Raw genomic sequence first — 13,996 nt, forward strand, 5'->3', positions numbered from 1 at the left:
GTCATCGGCTCCTCAGCGTCGGGTTCGTGATGTTCTCGACGGCGCGGCCCATCAGGGTGAACGACAGCACCACCAGGACGATCGCGATACCGGGCACGAGCACGTACCACCAGTAGCCGCTGGTCGCCGCGGAGACGTCCATCGCGTTCTTCAGGATCGAGCCCCAGGACTGCAGCGTGGTGTCGCCGAGCCCGAGGAACGCCAGCGTGGACTCGGAGATGATCGCCGAACCCACCGTGAGCGTGGTGTTGGCGAGCACCAGAGGCAGCACGCCGGGGAGGAGGTGCTTGATGATGATGTGCCAGTGGCCGGCGCCGAGGGCCCGCGAGCGCTCGATGTAGTCGCGCGATTCGATCGACAGGGTCTGCGCCCGCACCACGCGCGCCGTACCCGCCCAGGAGGTGAGCCCGATCGCGATGATGATCGTCCAGACACCGCGGCTGAGCACCGAGGAGAGCACGATCGCGAGGATGAGCGAGGGCAGCACGAGGAAGAAGTCGATGATGCGCATCATCAGGCCGCCGAAGAAGCCGGTGAAGTGACCGGCGGAGAGCCCGACCAGTGTGCCGATGACCATCGACATGGCGGTGGCCGCGAGTCCGACCAGAAGGGAGACGCGCGCCCCCCATACCATGCGGACCCAGATCTCGCGGCCCTGCTGATCGGTGCCGAGCGGATGCTGCCACGAGGGCGGCGCGAACCGCTCCGGGTCGACGAGCTTGGTGACGTCGAGCATGCTCGACGGTGCGATCACCGGTGCCAGGATCGCCACCGCCGCGACGATGACCAGGAAGATCAGACCGACCATGCCCGCGCGGTGGTGCGTGAACTGGCGGCAGAAGTCGGCGAACGCCGCCCCACGGCGGTGCCAGGCGAGCGCGCGGGGCGAGCGGATGGAAGTGGATGCCGTGCTCATGCGCGCCTCACCCTCGGGTCGAGCTGACGGTAGATGAGGTCCGCGATGAGGTTCATCACGATGATGATCGTGGAGAACACCACGAAGGTGCCCTGCAGGAGGGGCAGGTCGGGACCGGAGATGGCCTCGAAGGTGAGCTTGCCCAGTCCGGGCCACGAGAACACGGTCTCCACCGTCACCGCCCCGGCGATCAGCCCGCCGATGTGCATGAAGACGAGGGTGACGGTCGGGAGCAGGGCGTTGGGGACGGCGTGGCGGCGGCGCACGAGGTCTTCCCGTAGTCCCTTCGCGCGCGCGGTCGTGAGATAGTCGGCGCCCATCTCCTCCAGGAGCGAGCTGCGCATCACCATCAGGTACTGCGCATAGACGACGGCGACCATCGTGATCACGGGCAGGACCATGTGCGAGATCACGTCGAGGACGGCGCCGACGGGATCGGTGGGCGGGTTGGGGGAGACCATCCCGCCGGTGGGGAACCAGTGCAGCGTGCCGCCGAAGATCATCAGCAGCAGCAGGGCGAGCCAGAACGTCGGGACCGACCAGAACACCAGCGAGGTGCCCGAGACGATGCGGTCGAAGGTGGAGCCGTGCTTCCACGCGGCCTTCTGCCCGAGCCACAGGCCGAGGGCGATGGCGATGATCGCCGCGGTGCCGGTGAGGAGGATCGTGTTCCAGAAATACATGCCGATGAGTTCGGAGACCGAGGTGCGGTACACATAGCTCGTGCCGAAGTTCAGCGTGAAGACGTTGCCGAGGTAGTCGATGAACTGCTGCCACAGGGGCTTGTTCAGGCCGAGCTGCTCGCGCAGCTGCGCCACCTGTTCGGCGCTCATGCCGCGCTCGCGCGCGATCGATGCGACCGGGTCTCCGGGCAGGATCTTGAAGGCGAAGAATCCGAGGAGGATGACCATCGCCATGCTGATGGCTGCGCCGCCCAGCTTGACCAGGAAGTAGCGGAGGCCGCCGAGACCTCTCGGCTGCTCCTCGGCTGCGGCGCTGGTGGCGATGGCGGATGTGGATGGGGGAACCGCGTTCGACATGAAGTCTCCTTACAGCGGACCGGGAGACGCCGCGGGGGCGGATGCCCGCCGCCCACGGCGTCTCGCTGGAGTCATTCGACGTCGGCGATGTTGCGACGACGGATCAGGAAGAAGACCAGTCCTCCGATGAGGACCACTCCCACCACGATGCCTCCGATGATGAGTCCGGTGTTCGTGCCGGTGCCGCTGGCGGTCGCGCCCTCGACGGGCTCCACCGTGAGGTAGCCCCAGTAGCCGGCCTGGTTCGCGATGATGCCACCGTCCTTGGGCTGCAGGGTGAAGCCGGTGAACCGGTCGGAGCGGTAGGCCTCGAGCGAGTTGGCGTACCAGGTGGCGACCTGCGCCGTGTCGGTGTAGTTCAGCGCCAGCATGTCGTGCACGATCTCCTGGCGCTTCTCCTCGTCGATCTCGGAGCGCTGCTGGGCGTACAGCTCGTCGAACTCGGGGTTGCAGTAGCCGTCCTGCGTGGTGCCGCCGGTGCCGTCGGTCGCCGTGGGCAGGTTCATGCAGGTGTTGATGCCGAGCTGGTAGTCGGGGTCGGGGTTGACGGACCATCCGCTGAAGTACAGGTCGTAGTCGCCGGACGTGGCCTTCGCGCTGATGGTGTCGGAGTCGGTCGACTCGACCGCGATCTCGATCCCGATGTCCTTCATCCACGGGACGAAGAACTCGGCGATGGACTGCTCGTTCGAGTCGTCGGCGTCCGTCAGCAGGCGCAGGCTCAGACGCTGTCCGTCCTTCTCCCTGATGCCGTCGGCAGCGGGCACCCAGCCCGCGTCGTCGAGCTTCGCCTTCGCGGCGTCGGGGTCGAACCCGACGATCACCTCGTCGTCGTCCGAGAGGTGCCACTTCGGGAAGGACGCGGGGATGAAGCTGGTGGCCTGCACGCCCTCGCCGGCGAGGACCTTGTCGAGCAGCGTCTCCGTGTCGGTGCCGAGGCGGATCGCCTGACGGACCTCGAGGTCCTTCAGCGCCGCGTTACCGGTGCCGTAGGGCACGTTCTCGCGGGTCTGCTGGCCCAGGTTGATGCTGATCGAGTGATAGCGGCGTCCGATCCCGGAATGGGTCGTGATGCCCTCGACGCCGTCGAGCGCCTCGAACTGCGTCGGGGTGAGGCCAGAGACGAGGTCGACGTCGCCGGCCTTCAGCGCCTGCACCTGGGCGTCCGAGTTGGTGTAGTACACGTACTGGATCGCGTCGATCTTGGGGGCGCCACGCCAGAAGTTCTTGTTCGCCTTGAGCACGATCGACTGGTTGGCCGAGTAGCTGTCCAGGACGAAGGGGCCGGAGCCGACCACCTCGGAGTCGTTCGCGAACGTGGTCGGGTCGTCGACCGCCTCCCAGATGTGCTGCGGGACGATCGGGATCTCGGAGCCGGGGTTGGGTGCCTGCGGCGTCTTGAGCGAGATCACCACGGTCTTGTCGTCGGGGGTCTCGACCGAGTCGAAGTTGGAGACGAGGTTGCCGTTCGCGGTCCCGAGGGCCGGCACGGTCATCATCTGGTCGTACGTGTACTTCACATCGGCCGAGGTGATCGGCTCGCCGTCCGACCAGGTGAGATCGTCCTGCAGGGTGAAGGTCCAGGTCTGGCCGCCGTCGCTGGCCTCCCAGGAGTCGGCGAGGCCCTTGGTGGGTGAACCGTCCTCGGCGTCGTTCTGCACGAGGGACTCGTACACGTAGCGGATGATGTTCGTCGGCGTCAGGTAGATCGAGATGAACGGGTTGAACGTGTCGACGAAGCCGGACGTCGCGATGCGCAACGTGGTCTCGGAGGCGGGGGATTCGGTCGCGGCACTCACGGACTGCGCCTGAGCGGCACCGGCGGGAGCAGCGATGAGGAGCGCGGAGGCGATCGCAGCGGCGGTCAGACTTCGTGCTGTTCTGGAGCGGGGGGCAAGACGCATAGAAGAAGTCCCTTCGGGCACCGCCCGGATCCACGATGAAGCCGGGTCGGTGGAGACCATGCAAGCGGAAGTCTGCCTCCGGGTCAAGGGATTCGTTGCGTATCGTCGAAGATTTTTCGCAAGTCGGCATCTGGGCGCAGGTTGCTTTCCGGGTGTAACAGCCCGGAAACATGCGGATGCAAGGATGCGCCCCACGCGAAGGGAGTTCGAAGATGCGGTATTTCCGTCCCGAGATCCGGAACGTATCCCTCGGATCAGCGTGATCAGGGCGCAAACGGGAATCGTATCCTCACTCCGCGGGCAGGGTGAGCACGGCACGCAGGAGTGCGATGCGCTCGCCGAGGGAGGAGCGCAGGAAGTGCTCGTCCTCCGCATGCGCGCCACCTCCGCGGGGTCCGAATCCGTCGACCGTCGGCAGCCCGAGGGCGCCCAGCAGATTGGTGTCGCCCGCGCCGGCCGCCGGACGCGCCTCGATGCGCTGTCCGATGCCCGCGGCGGACCGTTCGATCGCCGCCACCAGCGCGGCGTCCTGCGCGGAGGCGAGCCAGGCAGGGCGGGCGCTCAAGGTCTCGACGACGATCTCCGCACCGGCGCGGACGGGCCGCAGTGCGGCGAGTGCACGCATCACCCGCTCCTCGGTGACCGGATCGGTGAAGCGGAGACCGATCTCCGCCTCTGCCCGTGCGGGGATCACGTTGGCGCGGGCGCCACCGGAGATCGTCCCCACATTGCAGAGCACGGGTCCCGGCAAGGCGGGATCCGCGACGATCTCCCGCACCCGCATCAACTGATCGACGAGCTCGTCCACGGCGGAGATGCCGTGCTCGGGGTCGAGGGCGGCGTGTGCGGCGCGCCCGGTGACCGCGATCCTGACCCGTGCGCTCCCGCGCCTGCCGACCTTGAGGGCGCCGTCCGGATGTGGCGACTCGAAGCCGATGGCCGCGACAGCTCCGCGTGCGCGTTCGGCGAGCAGGGGACCCGACTCGGGCGAGCCGACCTCCTCGTCGGCGACCAGGACGATGCGCACGGCTCTGCGGCGTTCGCGCGGGAGCGGCTGAAGTCGCCGCAGGGCTTCGAGCATGACCACGATCCCGGCCTTCATGTCGTAGGCGCCGGGCCCGCGCACGACGTCGCCCTGCTGAGACCAGGGCAGCGCGCCGTCGAGGGTGCCCTCCGGCCACACGGTGTCGGTGTGACCGATCAGGAGGTACGGATCGCCGGCTCCGGCGACGTCGATGACGAGATCCGTTCCCGCGGCGGTCGGCTCCTGGCGGACCTCCCCGCCGACGCCCTCGAACCATCCGGTGAGGAGATCGGCGATGCTGCGGCTCGCCACGGCATCGCGGGTGGGCGACTCGCGGGTCACAAGTTCGCGCACGAGTGCGATGATGTCGTCTGAAGGGTGGTCCGCTCCGGGAGCTGCCGGGAAAGTGGTCACAGTTACGAACCGTATCTGCCTCTTGATTGAGGTGCAAGCCGCCGATAACATCGCTCCCAGCTGCATCACTCGTTCGATCTTAGGAAACGTATCGTGCCTCACTCTTCGGTGGCCGCCGACGCGGGCGTCGGTTACGACTGCCGCGAACTGACCCAGTACTCCGAGTTCCGTGAGGCGGCGGCACTCTATGCGCGCGTCTTCGCGTACACCGAGCAGGAGTACGCGCTCAACGCCAATCTGCTCACCGCGCTCGCACGTAACGGCGGATCCGCGGTGGGGGCCTTCGCAGACGACGGGGGGCTCATCGGGTTCGCGTACGGCTTCGCGGGCTGCGATGCGAGCGGGACCCACTTCCACTACTCGCAGGCGGCCGCGGTCGATGCCGCGCAGCAGGGCCGCGGAGTCGGTCAGGCGCTCAAGCTCGCCCAACGCGACGTCGCGCTCCGGTGGGGGCAGCAGTCCATGCGCTGGACCTTCGATCCGCTGCTGGCGCGGAACGCGCACTTCAACCTCAGCTCACTCGGTGCGGTCGGCATCGCGTTCGAACGCGACTACTACGCCCGGCCCGACACCGACCGGCTCGTGGTCTCCTGGGATCTGACCGCGACCCCGACCGCACCCCGGGCGCCGCGATCGGGCGTTCCGGCGGGACTGGGCAGGGAGGACTGGGGGCGCGTCGTGCACGTCGGCGACGCCGATTGGATCGCGATCCCCGCGCGTGCGGATGAGCTCGCCCCCGGCGAGCGCCCGGCGCTGCGGCGGCAGCTGGAGAGTGCGATGACGGAGGTGTTCCGGCGAGGCGACGTGCTCGTCGCGGCCTCCCGTGTCGACGAGCACACCGCGGTCTACCGCGCCACATCAGGGAAGGCCATCGCATGAGCGACCAGCAGCACGAGGACCGCGAGCTCGTTTCGCCGCGGGACCGCTTCGGCGAGCGCATCCGGACCAACCTCTCGGCGGAGAGCATCCAGGCGCGCATCATCGAGACCGAGCTGCGCACGCTCGCGCTCACGTTCGAGGAGCTGAGCACGTCGGCCCAGGTGCCGCAGGCCGCGGCGCTGCTGCTGGGCGCCCGACGACGCTACGTCGCGGGTGAGGGGAAGGCGGCGGCCTACGCGCAGCTGCTCAACGCTGACCTGTCCGCGACGCTGTCCAACGTCTTCCTCGTCGACGGGCATGCGCTGCAGCCGCTGACCGTGCTGACGGATGTACGGGCCTCCGACGTGCTCATCGCCTTCTCCCTCCGGCGCTACCGCGAGGAGACCGTGCGGCTCGGGCAGTTGTTCCGGGAGGCCGGCGGGCAGCTCGTGGTGATCACCGACAGCGAGGACGCCCCGCTGGCGCCGCTCGCGACCTCGCTCATCCGGGTGCGCACCGGGTCGGCGTCCTACGCGGACTCGCCCACCCCGGTCGCGGCCGTCTGCCACCTGCTGAGTGCGCTGACGACGGCGAGCGCGAAGGGAGCCCGCCGTCGCCTGGCTGAGCGCGATCGGCTCGTCGCACGACTGGGACTGTACAGTTCGGATCCCTCGCGGCCCGAGGTCGACGAGGAGGTGGAGACGTGAAGATCACCCGCATCCGGCTGTTCGCGGTGCGTCAGGACCTGCGGCACAGCTTCGAGACCAGTTCGCATCGTAAATCCGGCATCGAGCACATCATCGTCGAGGCCACCGACGAGGAAGGCCGTCGTGGCTGGGGAGAGATCGCCGCGCCCAGCGACCCGTACTTCGGCGCGGAGACGACCACGACGGCGTGGGAGATCGCCACCCGCTACCTCGTGCCGGCCCTCGTCGGTGCCGAGGGTGAGGAACCTGCCGATCTGGAGATGACGTGGGCGCGGGTACGCGGCAACGAGTTCGCCCGAGCCGGCTTCTCCGGCGCGGTGTGGGACCTCTTCGCCCGCCGCCGGGGGCTCTCCCTCGCGACGGCGCTCGGGGGCACCCGTGACGAGGTGGTGGCAGGAGTCTCGCTCGGCATCGAGCCGTCGATCGACGAGCTCCTGGGCCAGGTGGAGCTGCAGCGCGCCGCAGGATATCCGCGCGTGAAGCTCAAGATCGCCCCCGGGTGGGACGTGGAGCCGGTGCGAGCGGTGCGCGACGCGCACCCCGACCTCGACCTCCACGTCGACGCGAACGGCGCGTATCCCGACGACGACGACTCCGCTGCCGTGTTCACACAGCTCGACGCACTGGGTCTGACCATGATCGAGCAGCCGTTCGCCCCGCGGGAGATGGTGGCGCATGCGACGCTCCAGGCCCGGATCGGAACGGCGGTGTGCCTGGACGAGTCCGTCATCGGGCTCGGCGATCTGCGCACGATGATCAGGCTCTCCGCCGCGCGCATCCTCAACATCAAGGTGTCGCGGATGGGGGGACTCACCGTCGCGAAGGCGGCGCACGACCTCGCCGTCGACGCCGGCATCCCCGTCTGGTGCGGGGGCATGCACGAGTTCGGGATCGGTCGGGCGGCGAACGTCGCGATCTCGGCACTGCCCGGGTTCCTCCTCCCGTCGGACGTCTCCGGTTCCGACAAGTACTACGTCGACGACATCATCGCCCCACCCGTCACCGCGGTGGAGGGCAGGGTGCAGGTTCCTCGCGGAGCGGGCATCGGCCACGACGTCCTCGTGGAGCGGATCGAGCGGGCCGCGTTCCGCACCTGGGATTCCGCCGACACCACCGTCCGCGATCCCGCGCTCACACACGGGTGAGACGCCCATTCCGGAGAGGACCATCATGCGTGCGCTGCTGCTGTTTCGCCTCGACCTGTCGGGCACGTCCGCCGTCGAGGAGAGCATCCACCCCATCGACCCGCGTGAGCCGATCGTCAGGGCGACCGACCTCGGCGTCAATCGCGGCGACGGGGTGTTCGAGACCGCCGTGGTCCGCGGCGGCAGGCCGCAAGCACTCGAGGCTCATCTGACGCGCCTCGAACGCTCGGCGGCGCTGATGGAGCTGCCCGCGCCCCGACGTGACCTGTGGCGAGCCGCGGTGCTCCGGGCGGCCGCGGCGGTGTCCCTTCCCGGAGTGCTGGAGGAAGGGGAGATCGCGTCCGTCAAGTTCGTCATGACCCGAGGCGACGAATTCGACCAGGGAGGGCCGACCGGTTGGGTGCTCGGGTTCGCCGGCAGCGACCCCTCCGCCGTCCGTATGCGCGGCGTCCGCGCCGTCGTGCTGGATCGCGGCTACCGGCACGACGTGATGCAGTCCGCCCCCTGGCTGCTGCAGGGAGCGAAGTCGCTCGCCTATGCGGTGAATCAGGCTGCCCTTCGGGAGGCGGCCCGTCGCGGCGCCGATGACGTGATCTTCGTGAGCGCAGACGGATTCGTGCTCGAGGGCCCGCGCTCGACGCTGATCGCCCGCATCGACGGCGAGCTCGTCACACCACCCGCCGAGCTCGGCGTCCTCCCCGGAACGACCCAGGCCGATGCATTCTCGGGAATCACCGACGTCCCGACGAGGATCGGGGTGCTCATGCGCGACGATCTGGATCGGGCGGATGCGCTGTGGTTGTGCTCCAGCACGCGCGGCGCGGTGCCGGTGGGGCAGGTCGACGGTGCGGAGCGGTTCATCGACCATGACATGACCGCGCGGATGAACGCGGCGCTGGACGCGCGCGAGGACTGAGAGAGGTGCACAGCGGATGCTCGACAGTGTGATCGACGGACACAACGACCTGGCGTGGGCGAGCAGGACCCTGCTCGGGTACGGGGTGGAGGAACTCGCGGACGGCGTGCCGTCGACGCAGACCGATCTTCCCCGGCTCGCGATCGGCGGGGTGGCCGGACAGTTCTGGTCGGTATGGGTCGATCCGGTGCTGCAGGGCGCCGAGCAGGTCGTCGGAACGCTGGAGCAGATCGACTTCGTGCACCGCCTGGTCGACGCGCACCCCGAGCGCCTCGCCTTCGCGCGGACCGCAGCGGATGTGCGCCAGGCGATGGCGGAAGGGCGGATCGCCTCGCTCATCGGCATCGAAGGCGGCAGCCAGCTCGGCGGTTCGCTCGCGGTGCTGCGCCAGTACGCCCGTCTGGGCGCGCGGTACATGACGCTCACCTGGTCGCGGACGACCACCTGGGCCGACTCCGCGACCGACGACGCGCATCACGGCGGTCTCAGTGCGTGGGGCCGCGAGGTGGTGCGCGAGATGAACCGCATCGGGGTCCTCGTCGATCTCTCCCACGTGGCCCCGACGACGATGCGTCACGCCCTCGAGGAGACCACCCGCCCCGTGATGGTGAGCCACTCCGGTGCTCTCGCCCTCTGCGATCACCCGCGCAACGTCCCCGACGACGTGCTCGCCGCGATCGGTGCCCAGGGCGGAGTGGTGATGGTCGCTTTCGTACCCACGTTCGTCTCGCAGGCCCGCCGCGACTGGTGGGAGGCCGGAGGCGAGGGCGAGGCGCCGGCCGTGAGCGTCCGCGACGTCGCCGATCACCTCGACCACATCCGACGGGTCGCGGGACCACACGCCGTCGGCATCGGCGCGGACTACGACGGCACCGATGCGATGCCGGACGGACTCGCCGACGTCTCCGGCTACCCGGTGCTTTTCGCAGAGCTGCGAGCGCGGGGATGGTCGGAGGCCGAACTCGCCGGCCTCGCGCACGAGAATGTGCTCCGGGTCCTGGAGGCTTCCGATCGCGATCACGAGTCCTTCCTGGCAGGGCGGGCCGCACCGCCCGCGACCGCCGCGCTGGTGCCCGCCGTCGATGTGTCGACGCGGGAGGGAGCGCTGTGAGCCCGCGCGTGCTCGTCGTCGTCAACTCCGCGAGCTCCGGACCGCGGCGCCTCGGGGGCTGGCTCGTCGACCGCGGCATCGCGGTCGACGCCGTGGTCGCAGCGGAGGAGGAGCTCCCCGCCACTCTCGACGGCTACGCCGGACTGGTGCTCCTCGGCGGTGGCCTGATGCCGGACGAGGACGACCGTGCGCCTTGGCTCGCGGTCGAGCGCGCGCTCGCCGCCGAGGCCATCGACGACGACCTCCCGACGCTCGGCATCTGCCTGGGCGCGCAGGTGCTCGCGCACGTGGCCGGAGGAGAGGTGAAGGCGAAGACCGGCCCCGTCGAGCGCGGGGCGACGCCCATCCGTCCGACCCCGTCCGGCCGGGAGGACGCGGTGATCGCGACGCTCGGCGACGGTGCCCCGATGATCGAGAACCACCAGGACATGATCACCCGTCTGCCGCCGCGGGCGGTGCTGCTCGCATCCAGCGACGCCATCGAGATTCAGGCCTTCCGGCTGGGGCGGCACGTCCGCGGCGTGCAGTTCCACCCCGAGGCCTCGGCTGCCGATCTCGCCCGCTGGGACGATGCCGCCTTGCGCGGAGAAGGACGATCCTTGGCGCGCCTGATCGCCGCCGCCGAGGAGGTCGACGCGCACAACACGGAGGTCAGCCGTGCGATCGTCGAGGCGTTCGCGGACGAGATCCTGGTCGGAGGTCGCGGGTGAACGCGGCGGCCGCTCCGCTCGCGACGACGACGGTGGACCGCGCCGTCCGGCATGGGCTGGACGAGAGGGCGCGGCGGACCGCCCCCGCATCGGTCGTCGCCGTGTGCGAGCGCGGGGAGGTGCGGGGTGTCCGCGCCCACGGACATCCGCGCGCCGACGCCGCGACGACGAGTCGGGACACCGTGTTCCGGATCGCATCGATGTCGAAGAGCTTTCTCGCCGCGACGGCACTCGCCCTGCGGGACAGCGGCGCCCTCGATCTCCATGCCCCGATCACCGAGTATCTCCCCGCCGTGCGCGCCAGGCACCGGGGCGCGGATGCCGTGCTCACCGGAGACCTGCTGCTCTCCAACCGGTCGGGGCTCGGCGAGGACAACGCCTGGGTCGACCGCCACCTGGGCGACTCCCGAGCGGGGATCGCTGCGCTGTTCTCCGAGGGGATGCTGCTCTCCGCCGCGCCCGGAACCACGTACCAGTACTCCAATCTCGGGCAGTCGCTGGTCGGCGCGGCGGTCGAGGCCGTCACCGGACGAGCCGTCGAGGACGTGGTGCGGGAGACACTGCTCGAGCCACTGGGACTGACGAGCACCGCCCATTCGGCGGACGGCTACGCGCACGACACCCTGGCCCGCGGCTTCCGCACCTTCGACGACGGCGCGACCTTCCACCCCGAGCCGTATGTGCGCACCGGCGCCCTCGGCTGCATCGGGAGCATGTTCAGCACCGTGGACGACATCGCCACCTGGATGTGGTTCCTCGGTTCGGCCTTCACCGACGACCCGCTCGCGCCGCACGTGCTCGCGCCCTCCTCGCGGATCGAGATGCAGCAGCCGAGGACACCCATCGATGTGCCATCGGGGATGTTCGACGGACGCGACCTCGCCGGTGCCGGCTACGGGTACGGACTCTTCGTGGAGCAGGACCGGCGGTTCGGCCGTATCGTGCAGCACTCCGGGGGCCTTCCGGGCTTCTCCGCCCACATGCGCTGGCATGCGGCGACCGGCATCGGCGCGGTGGCGTTCGGGAACTCGGACGAGTTCGGTGCACGGCGTGTGGCCGGTGCCGCACTGCAGGACGCGCTCGACGGTGCCGACGCGCCGTCGGCCGTGGTGCGGCCATGGCCGGAGACCGTGACCGCGGCACGGGCGATCGATGACGCCATCCGAGAGGGCCGATCCGCCGCCGAGTATCCGGGCCTGGCCGATCACGTCCTCGAGGATGTGCCGCCGGGCATCCGTGATTCCCGCCTTGCGGCCCACATCGCCACGATCGGCGGCCTGGACCCCGTTCAGAAGCCCTTCGCCGAGCGGGTGATCGCATCCGCCACCGAGGCCGAGCTGCTCTGGCGGATCGCCGGGGAGAGGGCGGACCTGCGCGTGGAAGCGCGCCTGGTGGGTGTGCCCCGGCCTCGCGTGCAGAACCTGGATGTCGCCGTCATCGCGCACGGCGAGACGAGAACGAAGGACGAGATCGTCTCGCCCGCTGACCGCCATCGCATCGTGTTCGACGGGGAGTGAGGAGCCCCGGAGCCGCGGGGGCATACTTTTCGACCCAGTCCAAGAAATCGCCGTAGAATAGACGCATCCCGCCCCGTCCGTTCTGAGGATCGTCATGCCCGCAAAACCCGTGCGCCGTCTCCTGCCCTTCGCTGCGCTCGCCGCCGCCACCGCCCTGGTGCTGAGCGCCTGCGCGGCCCCTGCCTCGGAAGGCGAGGGCGAGGGAGAACTCGTCTGGTCCATCGAGGGCGCGAACCTGTCCGCCGGGCACATGGACCCGCAGATCAGCCAGCTCGACGTGTCGGGCATGGTGCAACGGGCGGTGCTCGACTCGCTCGTCTTCCAGGAGACCGACGGCACATTCACGCCGTGGCTGGCGAAGGAGTGGGAGGTCTCGCCGGACAGCACCGAGTACACCTTCACGCTCCGCGACGACGTGACCTTCACCGACGGCGAGCCCTTCGACGCGGCGGCGGTCAAGGCGAACTTCGACCGCATCGTCGACCCCGCGACGGTTTCGGCGCAGGCGGCGAGCATGCTGGGCGCGGCCTTCTACGAGGGCACCGAGGTCATCGACGACCACACGGTGAAGGTCTCCTTCACCCAGCCGTACGCCCCCTTCCTGCAGGCGGCCAGCACGCCCCAGCTCGGGTTCTACTCGCCGGCAGTGCTCGAGGAGTCGGCCGACAAGCTCAAGGCGGGCGGCCCCGGCATCACCGTCGGAACCGGTCCGTTCGAGCTGACCGAGTACACGCCCGACCAGGAGCTCGTGTACACCCGCAACGACGAGTACGCCTGGGGCCCGCACGACACGACGGCGCCGAAGTTCGAGACGCTCCGCGTCGAGATCCAGCCCGAAGCCTCCGTACGCACGGGCGTGGTGACCAGCGGCGAGGCCGACCTCGCCAGCAACATCCCGCCGAACCTCGCGCAGGACCTCGGCGACGGGGTCACGGTCGACTCGATCGAGTACCCCGGTCTGCCCTACTCGCTGTATCTCAACGAGAAGTACGGCGCTTTCGCCGACGAGAAGGTGCGTCAGGCTTTCGCCCGCGGCATCGACATCGACGCGGCGGTCGAAGAGATCTACTTCGGACAGTTCCCGCGCGCATGGAGCATCCTCGGGTCGACGACCCCGGGCTACGACTCCTCGCTCGAGGGCAGCTGGCCGTTCGACCAGGACGCCGCGAACGCGCTTCTCGACGAAGCCGGATGGACCGAGCGCGACACCGATGGCATCCGCATGAAGGACGGCGAGCGGCTGTCGGTGCGCTGGATCGCCTGGACGCCGGTTCCCGACGACCGCGCGGCGCTCGCCAACGCGATCCAGTCCGACCTCAAGGGGATCGGCTTCGAGGTGAAGCGCGAGGTGCTCGAACCCGGCGCCTACAACGCGCAGTACGAGCCGAAGACGTTCGACCTCACCGACTGGGGTTTCTCGGGCGTCGACCCCGACCTGCTGCGCAGCCACCTGCACACCGACGGCATCCAGAACGCGTCGCAGGTGAGCGATCCCGAGATCGACGCACTGCTGGAGCAGGCCGTGGCCAGCAGCGACCAGGACGAGCGCGACGAGCTCTACGCGCAGCTGCAGCAGTGGAACGCCGAACACACCGCCATCGTGCCGCTGTACAGCCCGTCGGCGATCACCGCGGTCGGCGAGCGCGTCGAGGGACTGCAGTACGACCTGTACGGTCGACCGCTGTTCTACGATGTGACCGTCGGCTGAACCGCCGGCTGAGCGGAAGGCTGGGG

12 protein-coding genes are annotated in these 13,996 nt (G+C 69.4%); 8 read left to right on the forward strand and 4 right to left on the reverse strand.

What is annotated here, in order from left to right:
* Window position 1 precedes the first annotated feature (1 nt).
* The 4 genes from ACIOTO_RS14265 to ACIOTO_RS14280 form a co-directional block, all read right to left on the reverse strand.
* Complete coding sequence (locus ACIOTO_RS14265; RefSeq protein ID WP_091037101.1) at window positions 2-916, reverse strand: ABC transporter permease; 915 nt, start codon at window positions 914-916, stop codon at window positions 2-4.
* The gene (locus tag ACIOTO_RS14270; RefSeq protein WP_029261645.1) at window positions 913-1,956 is read right to left on the reverse strand and encodes an ABC transporter permease; all 1,044 of its coding nucleotides are present in this window, start codon (window positions 1,954-1,956) and stop codon (window positions 913-915) included. The genes ACIOTO_RS14265 and ACIOTO_RS14270 overlap by 4 nt, the downstream gene beginning before the upstream one ends.
* 71 nt (window positions 1,957-2,027) lie before the next feature.
* Window positions 2,028-3,755: an ABC transporter substrate-binding protein gene (locus ACIOTO_RS14275; RefSeq protein ID WP_400858359.1), complete on the reverse strand. Its 1,728-nt coding sequence runs from the start codon at window positions 3,753-3,755 to the stop codon at window positions 2,028-2,030.
* A gap of 394 nt (window positions 3,756-4,149) precedes the next feature.
* The gene (locus ACIOTO_RS14280; protein WP_400858360.1) at window positions 4,150-5,238 is read right to left on the reverse strand and encodes a M20/M25/M40 family metallo-hydrolase; all 1,089 of its coding nucleotides are present in this window, start codon (window positions 5,236-5,238) and stop codon (window positions 4,150-4,152) included.
* A gap of 153 nt (window positions 5,239-5,391) precedes the next feature.
* On the opposite strand from ACIOTO_RS14280, the gene ACIOTO_RS14285 reads away from it, so the two are divergent.
* From ACIOTO_RS14285 to ACIOTO_RS14320, 8 genes are all read left to right on the forward strand, one after another.
* Window positions 5,392-6,177: a hypothetical protein gene (locus ACIOTO_RS14285; RefSeq protein WP_400858361.1), complete on the forward strand. Its 786-nt coding sequence runs from the start codon at window positions 5,392-5,394 to the stop codon at window positions 6,175-6,177.
* A complete protein-coding gene (locus ACIOTO_RS14290; protein ID WP_105710137.1) occupies window positions 6,174-6,863 on the forward strand; it encodes a MurR/RpiR family transcriptional regulator in 690 nt (229 codons plus the stop codon). Before ACIOTO_RS14285 ends, ACIOTO_RS14290 begins: the two co-directional genes overlap by 4 nt.
* Window positions 6,860-8,008 (forward strand): o-succinylbenzoate synthase, encoded by a 1,149-nt coding sequence (gene menC / locus ACIOTO_RS14295; protein ID WP_105710136.1) that lies wholly within the window; start codon window positions 6,860-6,862, stop codon window positions 8,006-8,008. The genes ACIOTO_RS14290 and menC overlap by 4 nt, the downstream gene beginning before the upstream one ends.
* A 25-nt stretch (window positions 8,009-8,033) precedes the next feature.
* Window positions 8,034-8,924, forward strand: a complete 891-nt coding sequence (locus tag ACIOTO_RS14300) for an aminotransferase class IV (RefSeq protein WP_400858362.1) — start codon at window positions 8,034-8,036, stop codon at window positions 8,922-8,924.
* 16 nt (window positions 8,925-8,940) lie between these two features.
* Window positions 8,941-10,035, forward strand: coding sequence for a dipeptidase (locus tag ACIOTO_RS14305; protein WP_029261652.1), 1,095 nt, complete (start codon window positions 8,941-8,943; stop codon window positions 10,033-10,035).
* The gene (locus tag ACIOTO_RS14310) at window positions 10,032-10,745 is read left to right on the forward strand and encodes a type 1 glutamine amidotransferase (RefSeq protein WP_400858363.1); all 714 of its coding nucleotides are present in this window, start codon (window positions 10,032-10,034) and stop codon (window positions 10,743-10,745) included. The genes ACIOTO_RS14305 and ACIOTO_RS14310 overlap by 4 nt, the downstream gene beginning before the upstream one ends.
* Window positions 10,742-12,262 (forward strand): serine hydrolase domain-containing protein, encoded by a 1,521-nt coding sequence (locus ACIOTO_RS14315; RefSeq protein WP_400858364.1) that lies wholly within the window; start codon window positions 10,742-10,744, stop codon window positions 12,260-12,262. The genes ACIOTO_RS14310 and ACIOTO_RS14315 overlap by 4 nt, the downstream gene beginning before the upstream one ends.
* Window positions 12,263-12,356: 94 nt before the next feature.
* On the forward strand, window positions 12,357-13,970 hold the full coding sequence (locus ACIOTO_RS14320; protein ID WP_400858365.1) for an ABC transporter substrate-binding protein: 1,614 nt from the start codon (window positions 12,357-12,359) through the stop codon (window positions 13,968-13,970).
* Window positions 13,971-13,996: the final 26 nt, after the last annotated feature.

Source organism: Microbacterium sp. NPDC087592 (assembly GCF_044743585.1).
Classification (GTDB): Bacteria; Actinomycetota; Actinomycetes; order Actinomycetales; family Microbacteriaceae; genus Microbacterium.